This window comes from Erwinia sp. GW821-FHT03D09, from assembly GCF_059420805.1.
This window is the reverse complement of sequence record NZ_JBWKUK010000003.1, coordinates 122121-146493: the sequence shown is the minus strand read 5'-3', so window position 1 is coordinate 146493 and position 24373 is coordinate 122121. Positions and strand designations below refer to the sequence as shown.

Below are 24373 nucleotides of genomic sequence, written 5' to 3'. Positions count from 1 at the left end.
GCATATGACGACTTATAAATTCCCGCTCACATCCGCTAACGTCACGCGATTTTTTGTGCTGTTTATCTTGCTGCTGCTGCTGGCATCCGGTTTTATGATTCAGAACGCGGTTAGCGCCTGGCTTACGGCCAGGCACTACGTGATGAATGATATTACTCACGCCATGCAGAAACGCATCGACAGTTATCGTTTTGCGACCTGGCAAATTTATGAAAATCTGGCGGCGACCGCGGCGGGTACAACACCTTCCGAAAGCTTACAGGAAACTCGCCTGCGCCCTGACGTCTATGCGCTGGAAAAGAACCGGCGCAAAACGGAGGCGCTAATTTTCGGTTCGCACGACAGCAGCACGCTGGATATGTCGCAGCGCATGTCCACCTATCTGGATACCCTGTGGGGAGCTGAAAACAGCACCTGGTCAATGTATTTCCTGAATGGTCAGGACAACAGCCTGACTTTGGTTTCAACTCTGCCACTGAAGGATATGGCAACGCGCTACAAAGATAGCGCCATCAGTAATATCGTTGAGGCGCGCCGGGCAGAGATGCTCCAGCAGGCGAATGCACTGGATGAGCGCGAAAGCTTCTCTCCACTGCGGCGGTTAAGCTGGCAGAATGACCACTACTTTACTATGCGCACCACTTTCAATCAGCCCGGCCATCTGGCAACGATAGTGGCGTTCGATCTGCCGGTGAACGACATCATTCCTGAAGCCATGCCGCTGGAAAACTTCCAGCTGCGGCAGGATACCGCTCCGGTAGCTGAAGGTAGCGACAGCGAGGATAACAGCAGTAAAGCACGCATCAACTGGGTGAATCCCAATATTGAAATAGCGACATCGCTCTCCGGTACCCCTTTACAGCTGGTGTATCGCGTGCCGGTCACCGAGTTAGCGCAGGATACGCTGCACAATTTACTCTGGCCGCTGCTGGCTAATCTCAGCCTGCTGCTGCTGTCGCTCGCCGGCCTGTTCCTGCTCCGCCAGCAGTCGCTGCGGCCGAGTGAAAATCAAAGTGCCGAACTGGAATCACTGCGTCAGCTTAACGAGGAAATTGTCGCCACGCTGCCGGTCGGTCTGCTGGTTTACGACTTCGCTAATAACCGTACTCTGCTCTGTAACAAGATTGCGGAGCACCTGTTGCCGCATCTGAACCTGCAAAAAATTATCAATATGTCCGATCAGCATCAGGGCGTTTTGCAGGCGACGGTCAACAATGAAGTCTATGAAATTCGCCACGCGCGCAGTGCAATCTCTCCGCATACGCAGCTGTTTATGATGCGCGATCAGGACCGCGAACTGCTGGTTAATAAAAAACTGCAGAAGGCGCAACAGGTTCTGGATAAGAATCATCAGTCACGGCAGCAGCTGTTGCAAAATCTGGGTCATGCCCTCCAGCGGCCGCTCAGCGATCTGATCCAGCGCCTGCTGACCCTGGGCACCGATTACGATGTGGAATCGCTTAACCACTCCCTGGAATCGGCACTGTCTCTGGAACGTCTGATCGACGATATCGTACTGCTGAATCAGCTTGAGACGCTGGACTGGGCGCCGGAAGTGAGCCTGTTTAGCATACAAACGCTGCTGGATGAACTGGCTCAGAACGTTCTGCCGGTAATGCGGCGTAAAGGCTTAACGTTGATGATTGCGAATCATCTGAGCAGCGATGAACTGCGGCTGGGCGATCGTCGCGCTATGGCAAAACTCCTCTCCACGCTGATGTACTATGCTATTACCACGACGACGTGGGGGCGAGTCAGTCTGACGGTTAATACCGTTGTGGATAATCGGGATCGGCTGATGATTGATATTGTCGATACCGGCTCCGGCCTGTCGGCTGACGAAATGGCTAACACCGATTTTCCGTTCCTCGGTGAAACGCAGAAAGATCGCTTTGGGCAGGCGTCCGGCATAGCCTTCTTCCTCTGTAAACAGCTTTGCAAACAGCTTGGCGGTCAGCTGGAGATCCACGCGACGCCGGAAATTGGCTCCCGATACAGCATTCAGCTACCGTTGCCATCAGAGCCACAGCAGGAACAGGAAGAGAAGCTGCTGGAGGGGGTGAATGCCCTGATTGATATTACTGTTGATGACGTGCGTAAAATTGTGGTGCATCAACTTGGAGACTGGGGCGCCAACTGCATCACGCCAGATGAACGCTTCTCCGGCCAGCAGCATGATGTGCTGGTCACTGACGATCCGTCACGACTGACGCCGTGGTCATTACTGCTTGCAGACGACGAGCCCGGCTTTACGCTGCTGGCTCCCGGCCAGTATCGGGTTAATTTCAATATCAGTAGCACAATGCAGGATGCACTGTTGCAGCTGATCGAACAACAGCTGGCACAGGAAGAGTCGGCTGAAGAAAGCACGGAACCGCAGGATTTGGCACAGCTATTTGCCAGCGGTTATTTCCAGCTATTTGTGGACACAGTTCCGGATGATGTCAGGAGGTTGTATAATGAGGCAGCAAACAGGGAATACAGTGCGCTTGCTCAGACAGCACACCGGCTTAAAGGTGTGTTTGCCATGCTCAACCTGCTCCCCGGCAAGCAGCTCTGCGAAACGTTAGAGCAGCACATCCGCGAATGTAACGATTCAAACATTAAAAATACCACCAGTGAAATTGACCATTACGTCAACGAGCTGCTGCAGCAAGGTAACCCATAAAATGAATAACCTGAATGTAATCATTGCCGACGACCATCCCATTGTCCTGTTTGGTATTCGTAAATCTCTCGAACAAATTGAATGGGTCAACGTTGTAGGAGAATTTGAAGACTCCACAAGTTTGATCAACAGCCTGTCTAAGCTTGAGCCCAACGTACTGATCACCGACCTGTCTATGCCAGGAGATAAATACGGCGACGGTATTACGCTGATCAAATATATCAAACGCCACTATCCTGACCTGTCGATTATCGTTCTGACCATGAACAATAACCCGGCAATTCTGAGCGCCGTGCTGGATCTGGATATCGAAGGTATTGTGCTGAAACAGGGCGCGCCGACCGACCTGCCTAAGGCACTTGCTGCGTTGCAGAAAGGCAAAAAATATACGCCAGAGAGCGTAGCGAAGCTGCTGGAGAAAATCAGCGCGGGCGGCTACGGCGACAAACGTCTGTCACCGAAAGAGAGCGAAGTGCTGCGCCTGTTTGCTGAAGGCTTCCTGGTGACTGAAATTGCCAAGAAACTGAACCGCAGTATCAAAACTATCAGTAGCCAGAAGAAGTCGGCGATGATGAAACTGGGCGTGGAAAACGACATTGCCCTGCTGAATTATCTTTCATCCGTCAACATGTCATCGATTGATAAAGAGTAAATCCTCGATGGGGCGACATATTTGGGTCGCCCCATGTATTTAATCCGCCCTGCCCTTTCTCACCCGCTCGGCATAAAACGCCAGCGCCTGCTGTAAAACATCCATCGTCACCGGCTTCGACAGGCAGTTATCCATCCCCGCTTCCATACAGCGCTGCTTCTCTTCTGCCAGTGCATTAGCAGTAACGCCGACCACCGGGAAGGTTTGCCCCAGCTGGCGTAACCGCTGGGTCAGGCGATAACCATCCATATTCGGCATGTTAACGTCGGTCAGCACGATGTCGATGTCGCTGCGGCTGATAACATTCAGCGCATCGACGCCGTCCTGAGCAGTTTTCACCCGATAGCCCAACGATCCCAGTTGATCCGACAGCAGCATGCGGTTGATAGGGTGATCGTCCACCACCAGAATCAAAATATCGTCATTGCTCGCCGCCTGCGGACCGGCAGCAACCGCCTGCGGCAGTTCGGCAGGGAGTTCCACCTCAACGCGGTAGATGCGACCCAGCAGGGCCACCAGTTCGTGAGGTGCAATGGTGCTATAGATCCAGCGCCCGGCAATCAGCTCCTGTGGCGCCCCGTTGTGGCTGGCATCAAAGCGAACCACCGCGCGAACATCACTGTCCGGCTGGAAGTCATGGTCGGCGATCACCACATCATTCGCTCCATATTCGCCTTCATAACGATGCACCTGAATACCCTGCGGCTGTAGCGAACGGCAGAGGAAATCCGCCAGCGTATCGTTACGTATTGCCAGCCAACAGTGTTTGTCCTGTAGTCCGTCATGCAGGACCGGTGCAACAACCCTGCTGTTATAAAGAGGAATACGAATAGTAAACTGGCTTCCCATACCCGGCTCGGAATCCACCTCAATATCGCCGTCCATCATATTGATTAGCTTTTCACAGATCGCCAGCCCAAGCCCGGTTCCCTGGAAATTGCGCTGCACGCCACTGCCGACCTGGAAGAACGGATCGAACAGTTTGATGGCTTCTTTGGCCGGTATCCCCACACCGGTATCCCGCACCCGAAACGCCAGATAGCCGTCGCGCACGTACACAGACAGGATGATACCGCCGGTATGGGTGAACTTGATGGCGTTATTTAACAGGTTAGAGAGCACCTGCTGCAAACGCATCGGATCGCCGTTTAGCGTTACCGGTACTTCACTGTCGATAAAGCACCACAGCGTCAGGCGTTTCTTAATCACCATTGCCAGATAATTAGAGGTGATGTGCGTGACCACTTCGCGCGGGGAAAACTCACGCGGTTCAATTTTCAGCTGCTCCGATTCGATTTTGGAGAAGTCGAGGATATCGCTGATGATCTTCAGCAGCAGGCTGGAAGAGTTGTTCATCGCGGTGACCAGCGACTCCACGCCCTGCGGCAGGCTTTTGGTTTGTAGCAGATCGAGGTTGCCGATAATGCCATACAGCGGCGTACGCAGTTCGTGGCTCACAGTAGCCAGGAACATCGACTTGGACTGGCTGGCCTGCTCCGCCGCCTGCGCCATCTCCTGCAGCGACTCCTCCATTTTCACGCGTGCGCTGACGTCCACCAGCACGCAGATGGCGACGTTCTCGTTACGGTAGCGAGAGTGAACGAAGCTGATCTGCAGGTTGGTATTGCTGCCTGTGAGCACATCAACCAGATTGGCCTGCTGACCGCAGATAATTTCGGTCAGCCGCTGGCGATCTTCCTGGGTCAGGATAGTGAGGTAGTTATGCGCCAGCTCGTTACTCAGGATGTTTGTGCCGTCGCTGGTACGCAGGATACAAATCCCTACCGGGGCGGAAGCCACGATTTTACGGTTAAACTGCTCGTGTTCTTCCAACCGATGAGCGTTATCTTCCGCCGGTGAAAACATTCGCCGCTCCAGCAGCCAGGCCAGAGTAAACAGCAGCAGCGCGCTAATCAAATTCAGCAGCACGGCATTAACGATCAGAATTTTAAGCTGTTCCACCATCACATCGGTGGGAACGGAATACACCACGCTCAGAGAGGAAGGCGGCAGGCTTTTTTTCATGATCAGCTGCTTATAGCCCTGAACATAGCTGAACAGTGCATCGTCGTCCGGTAAATCATCGGACGAAAACGACGGGCCGCCTCGGGCGGATGAGAGCACCCGTTGATTATCTTCATCGACCAGGGTGACTGTCACCGGCAGGCTTCCCGGCGTGATAAAGTCTTCCATGCGAATAGACTGCTCAATGCCAAGCAGCGCAGCAACTTTGTTCGCGACGTAAACCGGGGTAATCATGTAGTAATAGCCCACGCCGGGCTGAGCCGTAGGATCCACCCAGAAGATGCTGCTTTTCCGTTCATCTTCATTACCATTGCGGTACTTGAGAATACGTTCATTCAGCAGCTTTAATGCTCTTTCGCGGTCTACCGAGGCGTTGCCAACGCCAAAGTCCGCCAGGCACTGGCTTTCGCCACCCACGAAGAATACCCGGTTCAGATCGTAGGCTGTGGCAAAGTTATCCTTCCAGTAGTGCAGGAAATAGCTGAGGGATTCAAGCGAACTGCGCCATGTGTTGCTCATGGCACTACAGTCGAAGTCGGCATACAGCGGATAAAATTGCGGCGTGGCGGTTTTACCAGGAAACATGCCACTCAACAGATCAAGCCCGTTGTTGGCGGCATTCAGCCGGTTCTCAGCAATAAACTTCAGCTCGCGGGTGACATCGGCGGAGTGCCGGACATACCACTTTGTTTTATCGTAGCTGGTATTAAACTCCTGACGGACCTGCGATTCTTTTTCATGCAATACGTTGATAATGTAAAACGCGGTCAGCAGCGCGCCGAGCGTCCACAGCATCAACGCCAGCGCGCGGAACAGATAGCGGGAAATTCGTAACGTGGTGCGGAAAGAGACGAGATATTTCAAATGGAACCCACTGACGTCCAAAACAGGCTGATGATAGCAAACGTGCCGATACAGTAGCGCCAGCCTGCTAAAAAAGCCAGTTTGCACCGCAGGCTCAGCGCGTTAATTCAGTCTGTTCCGAGGGAGATTTGCGCCATTCCGATGATGTTGTGCCACAGACGCGGCGAAATTCACGATTAAAGTTGGATTTTGTCAGAAACCCGACCTCTTCCATAATCTCAATCACGGTTCCGTCTTCCCGGCGCAGGCGCTCGCAGGCCTCCCCAATCCGCCAACCGTTCACATATTGCGACACGCTTTGCTGGCGTAGCGCATTAATCGCTGCCGCAACGCGCCGCGCCGGGATGCCAGCCAACGGCGGAGAAGATTCTGGCTGAAGAGGGAGAAGCTTTTATCTGCGATACTCCCGCCGTAGAGCGGGAGCAGATTCACCAGCAGATAATCACCGCAATCACGAAGTTTCTGCAGCAGGCGGGGATTGAGAGAGGCTGATGCCTGTTCACGGAGAAAAGAGCCTATTGCCAGCCCAATCCCCTCAACCAGAAATTTCTCCGGTTCACGGTGAGAGAAAAACCTACGCTTATCCGGATTAAACCGTCCGGATGACCCAGGAGAGAATAACGCTTCAAGAGTATAAAAACTAACCATCCAGCAGCAATTTCGTAAATACTCTTCTGACCGGACGTCATCAAATACGCAATACATCGATTCATCCAGCCGGACGATTTCCACTACCTATTCATTATTCTTACCATCGCGCTTATCCACGCTGACCAGATAACTCACCCCATCACCCAGCGAATGAGCTGAAAACCTTTTGACGGTAATATGCACAGCCACCTTTTCTTTTGTGTGCTGTGCATCTTTATCAGCTTTAGTCATCGCAGTCAGACAGCAGTGGTATTTCTGCGTAACCTCTTCCAGCCTTAAATTTTTAGCAATAAAAAAAGCCGGTTCATCTGAACCGGCTTCTCGGATAACTAAAGCATCAGCGATTACTCGTCATCTACCTCGGTTGCATCATCGTCAGTATCCACTTCCGGGGCGATCTCGTCATCCCCTTCCGCGACGCTGCCGTCAATGGCATCCAGCTCTTCTTCCGCAACCGGTTCGGCTACGCGCTGCAGACCCACCACGTTTTCTTCTTCCGCAGTACGGATCAGAATAACGCCCTGGGTGTTACGTCCAACCACGCTGACTTCCGAAACACGCGTACGCACCAGCGTACCGGCATCGGTAATCATCATGATCTGATCGCTGTCAACGACCTGTACCGCACCGACCACCGGTCCGTTACGTTCGGTCACTTTGATCGAAATAACACCCTGCGTTGCACGCGACTTGGTTGGGTATTCTGTGTTAGCCGTACGCTTACCGTAACCGTTCTGGGTCACTGTCAGAATCGCACCGTCATCGCGAGGAACGATCAGTGATACTACACGATCGCCTTCGGCCAGCTTGATGCCGCGCACACCGGAAGCGGTACGTCCCATGGCACGCACGGCGCTTTCCGCGAAGCGCACCACTTTACCGGCGGCGGAGAACAGCATCGCTTCATCGCTGCCGTTAGTCAGCGACACGCCGATCAGTTCATCGTCGTCACGCAGGTTGACGGCAATAATACCGGCGCTACGTGGACGGCTGAACTCGGTCAGGGCGGTTTTCTTCACGGTACCGCTGGCGGTGGCCATAAAGATATTCCAGCCTTCGGCGTATTCACGTACCGGCAGAATAGCGGTAATACGCTCATTGGCCTCAAGCGGCAGCAGGTTGACGATTGGACGCCCACGCGCACCGCGGCTGGCTTCCGGCAGCTGATACACCTTCATCCAGTAGAGGCGGCCACGGCTGGAGAAGCACAGAATGGTATCGTGAGTGTTGGCCACCAGCAGGCGGTCAATAAAGTCTTCTTCTTTGATGCGCGCGGCCGATTTACCTTTACCACCACGGCGCTGAGCTTCGTAGTCGCTCAGCGGCTGATACTTGACGTAACCCTGGTGCGACAGCGTGACCACCACATCTTCCTGAGTGATCAGGTCTTCGATGTTGATGTCGGCGCTGTTGGCAGTGATTTCGGTGCGCCGCTTATCGCCGAACTGATCGCGGATCAGCTCCAGCTCTTCGCGGATCACTTCCATCAGGCGCTCAGCGCTTTCCAGAATGCGCAGCAGCTCAGCGATTTGCATCAGCAGTTCTTTGTACTCGTCCAGCAGTTTTTCATGCTCAAGGCCGGTCAGTTTCTGCAGACGCAGATCCAGAATCGCCTGAGCCTGCTGCTCGGTGAGGTAATACTGGCCGTCGCGAATACCGTACTGCTCTTCCAGCCATTCCGGACGCGCGGCGTTGTCACCGGCGCGTTCAAGCATGGCGGAAACATTGCCCAGCTCCCACGAACGTGCAATCAGCCCTGCTTTTGCTTCAGCAGGCGATGCCGCACGACGGATCAGTTCAATGATCGGGTCGATGTTGGCCAGCGCCACGGCCAGCGCTTCAAGGATGTGCGCGCGATCGCGCGCCTTGCGCAGCTCAAAGATGGTACGGCGGGTAATCACTTCACGGCGGTGACGCACGAAGGCTTCAAGAATATCCTTCAGCGGCATAATTTTAGGCTGGCCCTGATGCAGCGCCACCATGTTGATGCCGAAGGAGGTTTGCAGCTGGGTCAGCGAATAGAGGTTGTTCAGAACTACTTCGCCAACCGCATCGCGCTTCACTTCGATCACGATGCGCATGCCGTCTTTATCGGACTCATCGCGCAGCGCACTGATGCCTTCAAGACGCTTTTCTTTCACCAGTTCGGCAATTTTCTCGATCAGGCGCGCTTTGTTCACCTGATACGGAATTTCATGCACGATAATGGTTTCGCGACCGGTTTTGGCATCGGCTTCGACGTCAGCGCGCGCGCGGATGTAGATCTTGCCACGACCGGTACGATAGGCCTCTTCAATGCCGCGACGGCCATTGATGATTGCCGCCGTTGGGAAATCCGGCCCCGGGATGTGCTCCATCAGGCCTTCGACGCTGATGCTTTCATCTTCAATAAACGCCAGACAGGCATTGATAACTTCGGTCAGGTTGTGCGGAGGAATATTCGTCGCCATCCCCACGGCAATACCGGAAGAACCGTTTACCAGCAGGTTTGGCACCCGCGTTGGCATCACTTCCGGGATCTGCTCGGTGCCATCATAGTTTGGCACAAAATCGACGGTCTCTTTTTCCAGATCCGCCAGCAGCTCGTGGGCGATTTTAGACATGCGCACTTCGGTGTAACGCATCGCAGCAGCGGAATCGCCATCGACGGAACCGAAGTTACCCTGACCATCAACCAGCATATAGCGCAGGGAGAACGGCTGTGCCATACGCACAATAGTGTCATACACGGCAGTATCGCCATGCGGGTGATATTTACCGATAACGTCGCCGACTACACGGGCGGATTTTTTATACGGTTTATTCCAGTCGTTACCGAGAACGTTCATGGCGTAAAGCACGCGGCGGTGAACCGGCTTTAGACCATCACGAACGTCTGGTAATGCGCGGCCAACGATGACCGACATGGCATAATCCAGGTAAGAGTTCTTTAACTCTTCCTCGATATTAACCGGTGTGATTTCTCTGGCTAGGTCGCTCATGGAGCCGCTATCCCTCTAGATTATTCCCGGATTCAAAGGTACGAAAGTATATCACACTGCGCCCTGGTGTGAACGGAAAGAGTCAGTTTGGCCGCTTTATTGCATTCTTAGCCTCCCCCTTACCCGCAGCATTGCCCACAGGCGCGGTGAAACATGTATACTGCAGCAAACTTTGGCTGGAGTAATAACCCAATGAATAAAGAACAAAACGGGGCCGCGCAGAACGTTGATAGCGGTGAAATTGCTAAATTTGAAGCCGTTGCTTCGCGCTGGTGGGATCTGGAAGGCGAGTTCAAACCGCTGCACCGCATCAACCCGCTGCGCCTGGGCTATATTGCGCAGCATGCCGGTGGCCTGTTCGGTAAAAAGATCCTCGACGTCGGCTGCGGCGGCGGCATTCTTGCGGAAAGCATGGCGCGTGAAGGCGCTCACGTTACCGGGCTGGATATGGGGGCCGAGCCGCTACAGGTTGCTCGCCTGCACGCGCTGGAAAGCGGCGTAAAAATTGATTATATCCAGCAGCTGGTAGAAGAGCATGCCGAACAGTTTGCCGGCCAGTACGACGTAGTGACCTGCATGGAGATGCTGGAACACGTCCCCGATCCGCGTTCGGTGGTTCACGCCTGCGCTAAGCTGGTGAAGCCCGGTGGCGAAGTCTTCTTCTCAACGATTAATCGCAACAGCAAAGCCTGGCTGATGGCCATTGTCGGGGCGGAATACATCCTTCGCATGGTACCGCGCGGCACGCATGATATTAAGAAGCTGATTCGCCCGGCCGAATTGCTGAGCTGGGTGGATGAAACCCCGCTGCGTGAACGTCATATGATTGGTCTGCACTACAATCCGCTGACCAACCACTTCAAGCTGGCTCCGGGTGTGGATGTCAACTATATGGTTCATACGCACCGCGCAGAGTAAAATTTCTACCCCGGTTGACCGACCGGGGCTTTTTTACCTTTAATGACCTGGCTGAATTCCCTTACCATCACCACCACTTTAGAGTCAGAAAAATCTGGAAATTTCAACGCTGCACATTATTTCTGCGCTCGATCATATTTCTAAAAAAAATCTTTCCCCATTGACATGGACCCAGGGCCTTGAGAAACGCGGACTTAGCCAAAACGGCCCGGCTTAAACAGCAAATTTTCGTGAAAATCAAGCCTTGTTAACCACACGAAATTTACTAAAATACTCACCATATTGTTATCCAGTCTTCTCTCACCCCCTATATGTAGTGTTTATCCACAGAGTTACTCACAACGAGCAAGCTGTGCATAAACGTGGGGATTATTTGTTTAAAACAGGTAAAACGCGACATGAATCAGAGTCTGCTTGTCACTAAGCGCGATGGCCGTACCGAACGCATCGATCTAGATAAAATCCACCGTGTGCTCGATTGGGCTGCCGAAGGGCTGCAAAATGTCTCCGTCTCTCAGGTTGAACTGCGTTCGCATATCCAGTTCTACGAAGGTATTCGCACTTCTGATATCCATGAGACGATTATCAAGTCTGCCGCCGACCTGATCTCCCGCGATGCGCCTGATTACCAGTATATGGCTGCCCGCCTGGCAATTTTCCACCTGCGTAAAAAAGCCTACGGCCAGTTTGAGCCACCGAAGCTGATCGACCAGGTGACGCGTATGGTGGAGATGGGCAAATATGACCGCCACCTGCTGGAGGACTACAGCCGCGAAGAGTTCGAACAGATGAACGGTTTTATCGACCACTGGCGTGATATGAACTTCTCCTACGCCGCGGTTAAGCAGCTGGAAGGCAAGTATCTGGTGCAGAACCGTGTGAGCGGTGAAATCTATGAAAGCGCCCAGTTCCTGTACATTCTGGTTGCTGCCTGTCTGTTCTCCGGCTATCCGCGCGAAACGCGTCTGGACTACGTTAAGCGTTTCTACGATGCGATCTCTACCTTCAAGATCTCGCTGCCAACGCCAATCATGTCCGGTGTGCGTACCCCAACCCGCCAGTTCAGCTCCTGTGTGCTGATCGAGTGCGGTGACAGCCTGGATTCGATTAACGCCACCTCCAGCGCTATCGTGAAATACGTTTCTCAGCGTGCCGGCATCGGCATCAACGCGGGCCGCATCCGCGCACTGGGCAGCCCGATTCGCGGCGGTGAAGCCTTCCACACCGGCTGTATTCCGTTCTACAAGCACTTCCAGACCGCCGTGAAGTCCTGTTCTCAGGGCGGCGTGCGCGGCGGTGCGGCAACGTTGTTCTACCCGATGTGGCACCTGGAAGTGGAAAGCCTGCTGGTGTTGAAAAACAACCGCGGCGTAGAAGGCAACCGCGTGCGCCATATGGACTACGGCGTGCAGCTCAACAAGCTGATGTATCAGCGCCTGCTGAAGGGTGAAGAAATTACCCTGTTCAGCCCGTCCGACGTCCCGGGCCTGTACGATGCTTTCTTTGCCGATCAGGATGAGTTTGAGCGTCTGTACACCAAATATGAGAAAGACGACAGCATTCGCAAACAGCGGGTGAAAGCGGTCGATCTGTTCTCGCTGATGATGCAGGAACGCGCCTCTACCGGCCGTATCTACATTCAGAACGTTGACCACTGCAACACCCACAGCCCGTTCGACCCGGCTATCGCGCCCGTTCGTCAGTCTAACCTGTGCCTGGAAATCGCGCTGCCGACCAAACCGCTGCTGGACGTTAACGACGAAAACGGTGAGATTGCGCTGTGTACGCTTTCCGCGTTTAACCTGGGTGCGATTGAAAGCCTCGACGACCTGCGCGAGCTGGCAACCCTCGCGGTACGCGCGCTGGATGCTCTGCTGGATTATCAGGATTATCCAATCCCGGCCGCTAAACGCGGTGCCATGGGTCGTCGTACCCTCGGTATTGGTGTGATCAACTTCGCCTACTACCTGGCGAAGAATGGCGTGCGCTACTCCGACGGCAGCGCAAATAACCTGACACACCAGACCTTTGAAGCCATTCAGTACTGGCTGCTGAAAGCCTCTAACGATCTGGCGATCGAACAGGGTGCCTGCCCGTGGTTTAATGAAACCACCTATGCTCAGGGTATTCTGCCGATTGATACCTATAAGAAAGATCTGGATGCGATCAGCAACGAACCGCTGCATCTGGATTGGGAAGTGCTGCGCGAGTCGATCAAAACTCACGGCCTGCGTAACTCCACGCTGTCTGCCCTGATGCCGTCTGAAACCTCTTCGCAGATTTCTAACGCCACCAACGGGATTGAACCGCCGCGCGGCCATATCAGCATCAAAGCGTCTAAAGACGGTATTTTGCGCCAGGTGGTACCGGAGTATGAGCGTCTGAAAGACAACTATGAACTGCTGTGGGAAATGCCGAACAACGACGGCTATCTGCAGCTGGTGGGACTGATGCAGAAGTTTATCGATCAGGCGATTTCATCCAATACCAACTATGACCCGACGCGTTTCACCAACGGTAAAGTACCGATGAAGCAGCTGCTGAAAGATCTGCTGACCGCCTATAAGTTCGGCGTGAAAACGCTGTACTACCAGAACACCCGTGATGGTGCGGAAGATGCGCAGGATGACCTGGCACCTTCAATTCAGGATGACGGCTGCGAAAGCGGCGCCTGCAAAATCTAATCTTCAGGGGGCCACCTGCCGGCCCCCTCCCTGATTTCCTGTAGCATGACTCGGCTACCACAACGGATTATTATTTATGGCTTACACCACGTTTTCGCAGAACAAAAATGACCAGCTGCTGGAGCCGATGTTTTTTGGCCAGTCGGTCAACGTTGCCCGTTACGATCAGCAAAAATACGATATCTTTGAAAAGCTGATTGAAAAGCAGCTCTCCTTCTTCTGGCGCCCGGAAGAAGTGGATGTTTCACGCGATCGCATCGACTATCAGGCGCTGCCGGATCACGAAAAGCATATTTTTATCAGTAACCTGAAGTACCAGACGCTGCTGGATTCGATCCAGGGACGCAGCCCGAACGTGGCGCTGCTGCCGCTGATCTCGATCCCAGAACTGGAAACATGGGTAGAAACCTGGGCGTTCTCAGAGACCATCCACTCGCGTTCCTACACTCATATTATCCGCAATATCGTTAACGATCCGGCCGTGGTCTTTGACGACATCGTCGCTAACGAGCAGATCCTCTCCCGCGCGAAGGATATTTCCGGCTACTACGACGATTTGATCGAGATGACCAGCTACTGGCACCTGCTGGGCGAAGGCACTCACGATGTTGCCGGTAAAACTATCACCGTCAATCTGCGCACGCTGAAAAAGCAGCTGTATATCTGTCTGATGAGCGTCAACGCGCTGGAAGCGATTCGCTTCTACGTTAGCTTCGCCTGTTCGTTTGCCTTTGCCGAGCGCGAGTTGATGGAAGGTAACGCCAAAATCATCAAGCTGATCGCCCGTGATGAAGCGCTGCATCTGACCGGTACCCAGCATATGCTGAACCTGCTGCGCAGCGGTGAAGACGATCCGGAAATGGCCGAGATTGCCGAAGAGTGCCGCCAGGAGTGCTACGATCTGTTCGTACTGGCAGCCGAGCAGGAAAAAGAGTGGGCGGAATACCTGTTCAGCGGCGGATCGATGATCGGCATGAACAAAGATATCCTGTGGCAGTACATCGAATACATTACCAATATTCGTATGAACGCCGTGGGTCTGGATCTGCCATTTAAAACCCGCTCCAACCCAATCCCATGGATTAACTCCTGGCTGGTGTCGGACAACGTGCAGGTGGCACCGCAGGAAGTTGAAGTCAGTTCCTATCTGGTTGGCCAGATTGATGCGGAAGTGAATACCGACGATCTTAGCGACTTCGAGCTGTAAAATGCCCTGTTCGATTATTACTCTGCGTGCTTCCGGCACGCAGCTGGAGTGCGGGGAGCATCATCCCTCCCTGCTCGCTGCGCTTGAGGCGAACAAAGTCTGCATTGAGTACCAGTGTCGGGAAGGCTACTGCGGTTCGTGCCGCACCCGCCTGCTGAAAGGCGAGGTCAGCTATGCGAGTAAGCCGCTGGCGTTTATTCAGCAGGGCGAGATCCTGCCCTGCTGCTGCCAGGCTCAGGGCGATATTGAGATCGAGCTGTAATACAGCGGTTTTACTGCAGAAAATACCCCTCCGGACTTCCGGGCAGCCACGGTGCCGGCCGCCCATTTTCCCCGTCGGATTTTACAGCGTTTCCACCACATCAATCCAGCCGTGGCCGGTAGTGACAGTCTGACCATTCAGCCAGCGGCGCAGCATGTTAAGCGCCAGCATGGCGACCATATCCTGCCGGGCTTTCAGACCGTGGCGGCTGACGTTAAACTTCACCCGCTGCGCAAAGATGCCGTCCGGCGTGTTCAGCGCAAACCCCAGCTTATCGTCTTCAATGCCGCCCACAATCAGCACCACCTGCGCATCATTTTCCTGCGCCAGTATGAAGCTGCGTTCCGCCAGCTGCTTGAGGGACTCCGGTCGATTCGGTAAAACGTTACCCGCGTTGAGTCTGGCACCAGCAGAAGCCAGCTGCCACTGCAGCAGACCGGCGGTGAACTGTTCACTCACGCTTAGCGACAGCTCGCGCTCGCCCAGGCGCCGCGCCAGCTGCTCCGGCAGCCCTTCCAGACCCTCGAAAATCACGCTGTCACCGGCGATTTCACGCACCTGCTGCCAGAACTGCTCCATCTCGGCCAGCTTGTCCGCCGGACCGTTCAGCTTCAGTTCAATAATCGGCATCGACGCGCGATAGCCCACCACCACGCCTTCCGGCAGCGGCAACGGTTCAATCGCAGAAGCCAGCTCGCTTTCGCCGCGGCCAAAGGTAGTCATTCGCAGACACAGCGGCGGTTCTGGCAGCTGATAGCGGGATTTGAGACGTGGCAGGATCTCGCCGTGGACCATAGTTTTAAACTCTGACGGCACACCGGGCGTAAAGAAGATCCAGCAGCGATTCAGCTCAATAGCGAAACCGCAGGCGGTACCCACCGGGTTATCCAGCATTTCAGCACCGACCGGGATTTCTGCCTGCTTGCGGTTGCTGGGTGCCATCGGTTTACCACGGCTGGCAAAAAACGCTTCCATTTTGGTCAGCCACTCCGGGTGGATCTGTAAGCCAACGCCGGCAGCGGTTGCGGCAGCCAGCGAGCTGAGATCGTCGCTGGTCGGGCCAAGGCCGCCGTTGACGATCAGCACATCGGCGGTTTTACTGCGCTCGGTCAGGACATTGACCAGCTCCGGGAGGCTGTCGCCCACCGTCTGGCGACTGGTCATCGGTAAACCGTTTTCAAACAGCACCCCCGCCAGCCATGCGGCATTGGTATCAACAATTTGACCGTGCAGCACTTCATCACCAGTGGCGAGCATTTCCACTCTTATCATTTTTATCTCCGGGTCTCTCAGATCTTAACACTGTAAGAAGCCCGCCCGATAAAAACAATGTGATTTTCCCTTCTATTTCCGATCGCGGAGCCAGGCCAGAAGGCGGTGCCGCGATGGTTTAATCCCCTCTCCCGCAAGCTGAGGCAACGGATACCAGCCGACCGGATGCTGGTAGTCCGCCAACTGAGGTGCCGCCCAGTCGGCAAGCTTATCTAAGTCAATTTCCCCCGCCACCAGCGCCACCGGCCGGTGACCATATTCGCTATCCACCTGTGGTACCACAACCGCCTGCGTCACTGCCGGATGGCCCAACAGCACCCTTTCAATCAGCTCAGGCTGCACCGCCTCACCGCCGCTGAAAAACAGGTTATCGCGACGCCCGTCGATGCACAGTTCACCCTGCTGCCAGTGGCCGAGATCGCCCGTATGCAGCCAGCCGTTATCGTCGGTCAGCGACTGCAATGCGCCATCAAGCCAGTAGCCCTGCGCCAGCGTAGGCGAGCGTAGCCAGATCTCGCTTTCAACCAGTTTGACCTCCTGTCCGGGGAGCGGTTTACCTGTGCTGCCGGAACCGTCCACACGGCCGGCGCACACCGTTGACGCGCTTTCCGTCAGGCCGTAGCCGCACCAGCAGCGGATTCCCGCTGCTTCGGCCCGGGTGGTCAGCTCAGACGGGATCGCCGCGCCGCCAAGCAGTACGGCCCGCAGACCCGTTGGAAGTACGGGCTGATTCAGCAAACGCCATAGCTGCGTCGGCACCAGCGAGGCAAAGCTACTGCGCGCCAGCGCCGCCGACAGATCCTGTGATTGATCGATGACCAGCGTTGCCCCGGCAGACAGCCATCGCCAGATAATGCCCAAACCGGAAACGTGATACAGAGGTAACGACAGCAGCCAGCGATCCCGCGGAGTGAAATCCATCAGACCGATTACCGCCGCCGCACTGTGCAGGTGGGCGTCAAAGGTATGTGCTGCTGCTTTCGCCAGCCCGGTCGTCCCCGACGTCAGGGTCAGCGTAGCTAACGCATTTCGCTGCCAGGGATGGTTGGCGCGGCCGGCGGCCGTTGTCAGGTTTAGCGGAAGAGCCTGCGGAACAGGGGGGGCATCGATACTGAGCGCAAACGCCACGCCCAGACCGGGCAGTAACTGATTCAGCTGGGCGTCGGGCAGCTGCGGATTAAGCATCAGCACCCGCGCGCCACAGGCCAGCAGGCTCATCCATGCCAGCACCGCCGACAAACTATTACGGCTGCGTAGCGCCACTCTCATTTCGGGCATCACGCCCTGTTGACGAAAGCCGTTTGCCTGCCCGGCAATGCGCTCGGCCAGTTGCTGCCAGCTCAGCGTTTCATCACCAGTGTCGATGGCCGTCGCCTGCGGGTAACACTGCTGCCAGTACAGCCAGGGCCAGTCATTTATTGCTGCCACAGACATTGCAGTTCCTCTCTCCGTGAAAGGGGTAATGCGCTGCCCGGCCACTGGCGCAGCAGCTGTTGCTGCATGAGCAACAGGGTATCCAGCCCGGGCACGATGCCCGGCGTGAGTTGCTGCGCCAGCCGCGCCAGCTGCGTCAGGCCCAGGCTGGACTCCAGCGCGGAGCTGATAACCGGGGTTAACCCCAGCCGCTGCGCCGCTGCAACCTGTTGCTGTACTTTCTGAATACTACCGGTCAGCGTGGGCTTGATCACTACCGCCCTGACGCCCTGCTGCGCGCTTAGCAGCGTGGCATCCTCACGCAGGCTTTCATCCCACGCGATAGCAATCCCGGTCTGCCGGGCAAAGGCCATGCTTTCCGCCACCGTTCGGCACGGCTCTTCAATAAAGGTAATGCGCTCGCGCAGCTCGGTGGAAATATAGCGGGCAAACTGTAATGCCCGCTCCAGCGTCCAGCTGCGGTTTGCATCCAGCCGCAGTGTAAGATTCGGCAGCGCTTCCAGCAGCAGATTGACCTGCATCCCGTCACGCACTGCTTCATACAGCCCCACTTTCATTTTTGCCAGCGGTGCAGGCTGATTCTGTAAACGCCCGAACAGCGCGTCAGGATCGCCGCTGCACAATATCGCGCTCTGCCAGCAGCCTTCCGCGGGCAGTTGCCCCTCCAGTTCAGCCAGCGCGCAGCTAATACCGAAGGCGACCGAAGGCAGCGGGCTTTCCGGTGGCTGTTCTCCATCACACCAGCGCTCCAGCCACTTCACGGCCTGCTGCCGGGCATGTTCAGGCGTCTCCACGCTGAACTGTGGCAGCGGAGCGATCTCCCCCCAACCTTCCCCTCTCTCATCGACCAGTTTCACCAGCATTCCCAAACGGCTTTTCAGCCGCTGCTCGCGCAGCACGACACCTGCGTCCAGAGCAAGCTGATAGCCAAACAGCGTTGCGCTGCGCATCATGGATTACGCCTGAAGGAAGAGAAATCTGGCTGACGCTTCTGGTTAAAAGCGTTGCGTCCCTCCTGTCCCTCTTCGGTCATGTAGAACAGCATGGTGGCGTTGCCGGCCAGCTCCTGTAAACCAGCCTGGCCGTCGCAGTCGGCGTTCAGCGCGGCTTTCAAACAGCGCAGCGCCATCGGGCTGTTTTGCAGCATCTCGCGGCACCAGCGCACGGTTTCCTGCTCAAGCTGCGCCAGCGGTACGACCGTATTGACCAGCCCCATATCCAGCGCCTGCTGCGCGTTGTACATGCGGCAGAGGAACCAAATCTCGCGCGCTTTTTTCTGCCCGACGATACGCGCCATATAGGCGGCCCCCCAGCCGCCGTCGAAGGAACCCACCTTTGGCCCGGTCTGACCAAACTGTGCATTATCCGCCGCAATGGTCAGATCGCACATCATATGCAGCACGTGGCCGCCGCCGACCGCATAGCCTGCTACCATCGCCACTACGGGTTTCGGGCAGGTGCGGATCTGGCGCTGAAGATCCAACACATTCAGGTGATGCACTCCCGCATCGTCCTGATAGCCGCCATAGTCGCCGCGAACTTTCTGATCGCCACCGGAACAGAAAGCCAGATCGCCCTCACCGGTGAGGATAATCACTCCGACCGCCGGATCGCGACGGGCATCGTCCAGCGCCTGCTGGATTTCCGTCACCGTCAGAGGACGAAACGCATTCCGCACCTGCGGGCGGTTAATAGTGATCTTTGCGATGCCATCCGCCGTTTTGTGATAGCGGATATCGCTGAATTCCAGCGGTACCGGCAGCCACTGCGCCGGGGCGGTTAGCATGGATTCGTCGGGAGAAATCATCGAAGCTCCTGTTAATAGTTATTAAGCAACAGCGAAAGCTGATGGGAAAATGCCATCGGATTGGCCAGGTGAGTGTTGTGGCCGGCATCGCGGATCACCAACGGTGTCAGACCCGACTGCTGCGCCAGCTGTAGGAATTTGAGATCCCATTCACCGCACAGATAATGGAAGGGAATCGTCTTCTGCCGTAGCTCCGCCAGCAGGTCGGGCTGTACGGAAAGGGAAGTGGCTTCCAGCATGGTCGCCAGCCCCTCTGCGCGATTGTTTAGCCGACGGGCAATCATCGCCTGTCGCTGCGGGTTGGTAAGCTCAGCAAAAACCGGCTGTTGATACCACTGGCTGAGCACCAGCGGCAATGGCTGCTGGCGAAAGCGCTGCGCCCAGCAAAAATCGTGCTCGCGGCGCGTTTCGCGCTCGCTTTGACGAGTTAAGCCAAAGTGACCGGCTTCAGCCAGCAGACCACAAAGCCTGCCGTCATCGTGGCGGCAGGCGTGATAAAACGCCAGCCGCGCACCGAGGGAGTAACCAATCAGCCAGTAGCGTTCGACCTGATGGTAGTTCAGCGTTGCACTCAGCCGCTGTGAGAATTCGTCAAAGCCGCTGACGATTTGCGCCTGTGAACCGCCGTGCCCCGGCAGGTCAATGCTGAGCAGCGGCCAGTGCCGAAAATAGTGCTGCACCGGCTGCCAGTCATCCGCGCTGCCCAGAAAGCCGTGCAGCCAGACCAGCACCGGTCTGATGCTGCGATGGTGCCCCTGCCAGCGCGCATGTAAAATCACAGCGTCATCACCTCTTTGAGTAAACCAGCCAGGGCCTGCGCCCCCGCATCGCCGTCACAAACCACTTCCACCAACGTAACGCCGCGTGTGAATCCCTCCCTCACCGCGTCGGCCAGTGCAGACCAGTTTTCCGCCCGTCGATACTGCAGGCCAAAAGCCGCCGCCGCGTGGCTGAAATTAACCCTGGGCGGCATGGCAAAGAAACGCTCGCGTTCGCTTTGCGGCGTCGGCAGCAGAGAGAAAATTTGCCCACCCTGGTTGTTAACCACCAGCACCACGACCGGTGCGGATGCCTGCTGCAGCAGTGCCAGGCTGTTGATATCGTAAAGGGCGGAGAGATCCCCCAGCAGCAGCAATAACGGCTGCCCGAGCCCGCGCTGAACGCCTGCAGCCGACGCGATCAGTCCGTCGATGCCGCTGGCACCGCGGTTACTGTATACCGGATATCCCACAGGCAGGCGTGCCAGCGCATCCACCAACCGGATGGCGAGGCTGTTGCCGACAAACAGCACGCCTTTCTCTGCCAGCAGCTCCGGCAGCAGGCGCGCCAGCTGCGCCTCGCCAAAGCCGGTAAGATGCTGCGCCAGGTAGCGGCTGGTTTTTTCTGCCAGTTCCTGAAGCTGCGGGCACCAGGGCTGGCGCGGCATTGCCGGATGTTTTGCCAGCCACTCGCCCGCGCGAGCCTGTACCCGAATCCCCTGATGAAAGGCGGGATCGCGCTGGCCGGGGAGCGGATCGATTAACCACCATTTTGCCGATTGGCACTGCTGCTGGAACTGTAAAAGGTTGCGGCTGGTCAGGCTGCTACCAAACTGCACGACTAACTGTGCGTCATTCAGCGCCTGCCGGGCCTGAGGATGTGCCAGCCAGAGCGCGGAATGCGGTAGCGGCTGGCCGCTTTGCGACAGGACATCACCCAGCAGCGGCCAGCCAAGCTGCTCAGCCCACTCGGCAATCTGCTGCCCCTCAGCGGCACTGACTCTACCAACGATCACTACGCCCCGCTGCTGGCGGGCAAAAAACCAGTCCGGCATTATGGGAACAGCCGCAATTGCGAAATAACTGAGCCAGGGATTCGGGCTGCGCCACCAGCCGCCCAGCTCATTAATCCATGCCAGGTATTCCCCGTCATCCTCACCGTAAAGCGGTTCTGCAAACGGGCAGTTGATATGTACCGCGCCGCTTTTCTGCGCGGCCAGCAGGGTATCCAGCGCGGATACCTGCCAGCGCGCCGGAATATCGGGAGTCGGCCGGGGAAGATTCAGTGCGGCAGTGACGTGGCTGGCAAAAATACCCTGCTGGTCGATGGCCTGATTGGCTCCGCAGCCGATCAGTTCTGTCGGCCGGTCCGCGGTAACCACCACCAGTTTTTCACCGCCCTGGCGGGCCTCCACCAGGGCCGGATAAAGGTTGGCTACCGCCGTGCCTGAAGTAACAATAATGGCCACCCGCTGCCCGCTGCTTTTTGCCAGCCCCAGCGCTAAAAAACCTAGACCGCGTTCATCAAAATGCGTGTGGCAAACCAGTTTTTCATTGTCGGCAGCGGCCAGCGCCAATGGTGCCGAGCGCGATCCGGGCGCAATACAAACATGCCGGATATCGTGCCGGGTAAGTGCTTCAACAAGAACGGTAGCCCAGCGGCGATTGAACGTTGCGTACGACATAGCCACTCCAGATCAAATTGACTGAAGTCATTATAAGCAGGCACTTTTTCGATCTTTTTGATTTGAACCAGCATTATGCCGGTTTTAGTCAGGGTAAATAACAGGGAGTTTATGGCGGGGAATGTTGCAAAAATCCGGTGCCCGTAAAAGGGCACCAGGCATGGTACAGCGTTGCATTAACGACGAGCCAGCAGCAGTCCGATCACCAGACCGAGCGTGGCACCGACACCAATGCCCTGCCATGGCTTATCGTGAACGTAATCATCGGCGCGGGAAACGGCCTGACGAGCACGGTAGTAATAGGTATCAGACGCATTACTGATGCGCGATTTCACTTCATGAAGTGAATTTTCTGCTCTGGCCTTTAGTTCAACATACTTCTGGTCAGCCGGATCGCCAGATGACTTCAACACTTCTTCCAGCGTTTTGGTCAGCAAAGCCAGATCGTCATCCAGTCGAGTCTCATGCGGTTCAGTCTGTGTAGCCATTGTCATCCTCCGTGGGCGAATTACACATTGCTTGCCGAGTAACTATAGACCCTATTTTCGGCGGTACATGGCAAAAAGGGCCAGTTATCCCTCATAGCCCCGTTAACGAGCGCTGCCGTTCGTCGGCAAAGATGCTGTTTATTGCAGCTTCCGCGCAGGTTCGCAGTAGAAATCACTGCGGTTTTTGGATTTATCTGATAAATTTTTCCTGAACTGAATTAGTCACCAGGCAAGCTGTCGTAACTCCCTGTAGTCGGGCCAAATCCGGCGACGCGAATGCGTGAAGTACGCGCGACAGTCAACACAAGCTCCGTTCAGCAAAGGATATGATTTCTGGCATGAATCGAAGAATGTTTATGAAAGCGTCAATGGCATTCGCAACCTTAAGTGGAATGTCTGGTATCTCCACCCTGTTCTCCCAGGCCGCCTGGGCAGACAGTGAGATTGCCGACGGCACTGCAGTGCGATTTGATTTTGACGTGCTCAAAAAATTAGCCGCCGATCTGGCGAAAAAACCTTACGGTGGCGCGCCGGCTCCGCTGCCGCAAACCCTGGCCGCCCTAACGCCACAGGCCTATAACGAAATCCAGTACGATGCCAATCACTCGCTGTGGAACGGCATCGATAACCGTCAGCTTGACGTTCAGTTCTTCCACGTGGGGATGGGATTTAAACGCCGCATCCGCATGTTCTCCGTGGACAGCAGCAGCCGGGAAGCGCGTGAGATTCATTTCCGCCCCGAGCTGTTCAACTACAACAATGCGCACGTTGATACCGCCCAGCTGGAAGGCAAAACCGATCTCGGCTTTGCCGGGTTCCGCGCCTTTAAAAAGCCCGAACTGGCTCGCCGCGATATCGTCTCCTTCCTCGGCGCCAGCTACTTCCGCGCGGTGGATGAAACCTATCAGTACGGCCTTTCCGCTCGCGGCGTGGCGATTGATACCTTCAGCAACGGTAAAGAAGAGTTCCCTGACTTCACCGCCTTCTGGTTCGAAACGCCAAAAGCCGATGACACCACCTTCACCGTCTACACTCTGCTGGATGGCGCAAGCTGCACCGGCGCGTTTAAGTTCATCATCCACTGCGAGGAAAAGCGCGTGGTGATGGAGGTGGAAAACCACATCTTTGCGCGCAAGGATATCTGGCAGCTGGGTATCGCGCCGATGACCACCATGTTCAGCTGCGGCAACAACGAGCGCCGCATGTGCGACACCATCCATCCGCAGATCCACGATTCCGATCGTCTGGCCATGTGGACCGGTGTCGGTGAGTGGATCTGCCGCCCGCTGAACAACCCGCAACGCCTGACCTTTAACGCCTACAAGGATGAAAACCCGCGCGGCTTTGGCATGTTACAACTCAATCATGATTTCCAGAACTATCAGGACGTGATCGGCTGGTACAACAAGCGTCCGAGTCTGTGGGTGGAACCGGTTGGAAAATGGGGCAAAGGCGCGGTCAATCTGATGGAGATCCCGACCACGGGAGAAACACTGGATAATATCGTCTGCTTCTGGCAGCCAGCCGAGCCGATCAAGGCCGGCAGCGAGCACAGCTTCCAGTACAAGCTTTACTGGAGCGGCCTGCCGCCAGTTCGTAGCGGTCTGGCTCGGGTTAACGCTACCCGCACCGGCATGGGTGGCTTCCCGGAAGGCTGGGCACCGGGTGAACACTATCCGGACGTCTGGGCGCGTCGTTTTGCCGTTGACTTCGTCGGTGGCGATCTGAAAGCCGCCGCGCCGAAGGGCATCGAACCGGTAATCGAAGTCACCTCAGGTACGCTCAAACAGGTTGAAATCCTCTACGTTGAGCCAATCAACGGCTATCGTATTCTGTTTGACTGGTATCCGAACAGCGATTCAACCGCGCCGGTGAACATGCGTATGTTCCTGCGAACCAAAGACGAAACGTTGAGTGAAACCTGGCTGTATCAGTACTTCCCGCCGCCGCCGGATAAGCGTAAGTACGTCGATGACCGGATTATGACTGCCGGCTAACGTCGCTTTCGCTTCCTGCC

General features: G+C 55.8%; 19 protein-coding genes. 7 read left to right on the top strand and 12 right to left on the bottom strand.

Annotated features, from left to right (window positions below):
• The first annotated feature begins 4 nt into the window (after positions 1 to 4).
• The gene (rcsD, locus tag AC07U6_RS03890; RefSeq protein ID WP_494763189.1) at positions 5 to 2668 is read left to right on the top strand and encodes a phosphotransferase RcsD; all 2664 of its coding nucleotides are present in this window, start codon (positions 5 to 7) and stop codon (positions 2666 to 2668) included.
• A 1-nt stretch (position 2669) separates the two neighbouring features.
• Positions 2670 to 3320, top strand: coding sequence for a response regulator transcription factor RcsB (gene rcsB, locus AC07U6_RS03885; protein WP_494763190.1), 651 nt, complete (start codon positions 2670 to 2672; stop codon positions 3318 to 3320).
• Positions 3321 to 3359: 39 nt separating this feature from the next.
• Here rcsB and rcsC read toward each other — a convergent pair whose 3' ends face one another.
• From rcsC to gyrA, 5 genes are all read right to left on the bottom strand, one after another.
• Entirely contained in the window at positions 3360 to 6209 is a 2850-nt protein-coding gene (gene rcsC / locus AC07U6_RS03880) for a two-component system sensor histidine kinase RcsC (protein WP_494763191.1), read from the bottom strand.
• Between the two features lie 94 nt (positions 6210 to 6303).
• On the bottom strand, positions 6304 to 6504 hold the full coding sequence (locus AC07U6_RS03875) for a helix-turn-helix domain-containing protein (protein WP_494763192.1): 201 nt from the start codon (positions 6502 to 6504) through the stop codon (positions 6304 to 6306).
• Positions 6489 to 6941: a hypothetical protein gene (locus AC07U6_RS03870; RefSeq protein WP_494763193.1), complete on the bottom strand. Its 453-nt coding sequence runs from the start codon at positions 6939 to 6941 to the stop codon at positions 6489 to 6491. Before AC07U6_RS03870 ends, AC07U6_RS03875 begins: the two co-directional genes overlap by 16 nt.
• A gap of 3 nt (positions 6942 to 6944) precedes the next feature.
• Complete coding sequence (locus AC07U6_RS03865; RefSeq protein ID WP_494763194.1) at positions 6945 to 7091, bottom strand: hypothetical protein; 147 nt, start codon at positions 7089 to 7091, stop codon at positions 6945 to 6947.
• A gap of 113 nt (positions 7092 to 7204) precedes the next feature.
• The gene (gene gyrA, locus AC07U6_RS03860; RefSeq protein WP_494763195.1) at positions 7205 to 9841 is read right to left on the bottom strand and encodes a DNA topoisomerase (ATP-hydrolyzing) subunit A; all 2637 of its coding nucleotides are present in this window, start codon (positions 9839 to 9841) and stop codon (positions 7205 to 7207) included.
• A gap of 192 nt (positions 9842 to 10033) precedes the next feature.
• Between gyrA and ubiG the strand changes: the two genes are divergently transcribed.
• The 4 genes from ubiG (at position 10034) to yfaE (ending at position 14912) form a co-directional block, all read left to right on the top strand.
• On the top strand, positions 10034 to 10759 hold the full coding sequence (gene ubiG, locus AC07U6_RS03855; protein ID WP_494763196.1) for a bifunctional 2-polyprenyl-6-hydroxyphenol methylase/3-demethylubiquinol 3-O-methyltransferase UbiG: 726 nt from the start codon (positions 10034 to 10036) through the stop codon (positions 10757 to 10759).
• Between the two features lie 398 nt (positions 10760 to 11157).
• On the top strand, positions 11158 to 13443 hold the full coding sequence (gene nrdA, locus AC07U6_RS03850) for a class 1a ribonucleoside-diphosphate reductase subunit alpha (protein WP_494763197.1): 2286 nt from the start codon (positions 11158 to 11160) through the stop codon (positions 13441 to 13443).
• 76 nt (positions 13444 to 13519) lie between these two features.
• A complete protein-coding gene (gene nrdB, locus AC07U6_RS03845; protein WP_494763198.1) occupies positions 13520 to 14650 on the top strand; it encodes a class Ia ribonucleoside-diphosphate reductase subunit beta in 1131 nt (376 codons plus the stop codon).
• Position 14651: 1 nt separating this feature from the next.
• Positions 14652 to 14912, top strand: coding sequence for a class I ribonucleotide reductase maintenance protein YfaE (yfaE, locus tag AC07U6_RS03840; protein WP_494763199.1), 261 nt, complete (start codon positions 14652 to 14654; stop codon positions 14910 to 14912).
• 81 nt (positions 14913 to 14993) lie between these two features.
• Here the strand turns inward: yfaE and AC07U6_RS03835 are convergent, their stop codons facing one another.
• The 7 genes from AC07U6_RS03835 to elaB all read right to left on the bottom strand — a co-directional run bounded on the left by AC07U6_RS03835 (position 14994) and on the right by elaB (position 22356).
• Positions 14994 to 16184: a nicotinamide mononucleotide deamidase-related protein YfaY gene (locus AC07U6_RS03835; RefSeq protein ID WP_494763200.1), complete on the bottom strand. Its 1191-nt coding sequence runs from the start codon at positions 16182 to 16184 to the stop codon at positions 14994 to 14996.
• A 72-nt stretch (positions 16185 to 16256) separates the two neighbouring features.
• Entirely contained in the window at positions 16257 to 17618 is a 1362-nt protein-coding gene (gene menE / locus AC07U6_RS03830; RefSeq protein WP_494763201.1) for an o-succinylbenzoate--CoA ligase, read from the bottom strand.
• Entirely contained in the window at positions 17600 to 18568 is a 969-nt protein-coding gene (gene menC / locus AC07U6_RS03825; protein WP_494764522.1) for an o-succinylbenzoate synthase, read from the bottom strand. Before menC ends, menE begins: the two co-directional genes overlap by 19 nt.
• On the bottom strand, positions 18568 to 19425 hold the full coding sequence (gene menB / locus AC07U6_RS03820) for a 1,4-dihydroxy-2-naphthoyl-CoA synthase (protein WP_494763202.1): 858 nt from the start codon (positions 19423 to 19425) through the stop codon (positions 18568 to 18570). Before menB ends, menC begins: the two co-directional genes overlap by 1 nt.
• A gap of 11 nt (positions 19426 to 19436) precedes the next feature.
• Positions 19437 to 20204, bottom strand: a complete 768-nt coding sequence (menH, locus tag AC07U6_RS03815) for a 2-succinyl-6-hydroxy-2,4-cyclohexadiene-1-carboxylate synthase (RefSeq protein ID WP_494763203.1) — start codon at positions 20202 to 20204, stop codon at positions 19437 to 19439.
• A complete protein-coding gene (gene menD, locus AC07U6_RS03810) occupies positions 20201 to 21868 on the bottom strand; it encodes a 2-succinyl-5-enolpyruvyl-6-hydroxy-3-cyclohexene-1-carboxylic-acid synthase (RefSeq protein WP_494763204.1) in 1668 nt (555 codons plus the stop codon). Before menD ends, menH begins: the two co-directional genes overlap by 4 nt.
• A 176-nt stretch (positions 21869 to 22044) precedes the next feature.
• On the bottom strand, positions 22045 to 22356 hold the full coding sequence (gene elaB, locus AC07U6_RS03805) for a stress response protein ElaB (protein ID WP_123335182.1): 312 nt from the start codon (positions 22354 to 22356) through the stop codon (positions 22045 to 22047).
• 338 nt (positions 22357 to 22694) lie between these two features.
• Here elaB and AC07U6_RS03800 point away from each other — a divergent pair, with 338 nt between their 5' ends.
• Positions 22695 to 24353 (top strand): glucan biosynthesis protein D, encoded by a 1659-nt coding sequence (locus tag AC07U6_RS03800; protein ID WP_494763205.1) that lies wholly within the window; start codon positions 22695 to 22697, stop codon positions 24351 to 24353.
• Positions 24354 to 24373: the final 20 nt, after the last annotated feature.

Coding starts and splice junctions, on each gene's coding strand:
- rcsB (WP_494763190.1), top strand. CDS start 2,670: ATGAATAACCTGAATGTAATCATTGCCGACGACCATCCCATTGTCCTG.
- gyrA (WP_494763195.1), bottom strand. CDS start 9,841: ATGAGCGACCTAGCCAGAGAAATCACACCGGTTAATATCGAGGAAGAG.
- menC (WP_494764522.1), bottom strand. CDS start 18,568: ATGCGCAGCGCAACGCTGTTTGGCTATCAGCTTGCTCTGGACGCAGGT.
- AC07U6_RS03865 (WP_494763194.1), bottom strand. CDS start 7,091: ATGACTAAAGCTGATAAAGATGCACAGCACACAAAAGAAAAGGTGGCT.
- menE (WP_494763201.1), bottom strand. CDS start 17,618: ATGTCTGTGGCAGCAATAAATGACTGGCCCTGGCTGTACTGGCAGCAG.
- AC07U6_RS03800 (WP_494763205.1), top strand. CDS start 22,695: ATGAATCGAAGAATGTTTATGAAAGCGTCAATGGCATTCGCAACCTTA.
- AC07U6_RS03835 (WP_494763200.1), bottom strand. CDS start 16,184: ATGATAAGAGTGGAAATGCTCGCCACTGGTGATGAAGTGCTGCACGGT.
- ubiG (WP_494763196.1), top strand. CDS start 10,034: ATGAATAAAGAACAAAACGGGGCCGCGCAGAACGTTGATAGCGGTGAA.
- rcsD (WP_494763189.1), top strand. CDS start 5: ATGACGACTTATAAATTCCCGCTCACATCCGCTAACGTCACGCGATTT.
- menB (WP_494763202.1), bottom strand. CDS start 19,425: ATGATTTCTCCCGACGAATCCATGCTAACCGCCCCGGCGCAGTGGCTG.
- yfaE (WP_494763199.1), top strand. CDS start 14,652: ATGCCCTGTTCGATTATTACTCTGCGTGCTTCCGGCACGCAGCTGGAG.
- menD (WP_494763204.1), bottom strand. CDS start 21,868: ATGTCGTACGCAACGTTCAATCGCCGCTGGGCTACCGTTCTTGTTGAA.
- nrdA (WP_494763197.1), top strand. CDS start 11,158: ATGAATCAGAGTCTGCTTGTCACTAAGCGCGATGGCCGTACCGAACGC.
- elaB (WP_123335182.1), bottom strand. CDS start 22,356: ATGGCTACACAGACTGAACCGCATGAGACTCGACTGGATGACGATCTG.
- nrdB (WP_494763198.1), top strand. CDS start 13,520: ATGGCTTACACCACGTTTTCGCAGAACAAAAATGACCAGCTGCTGGAG.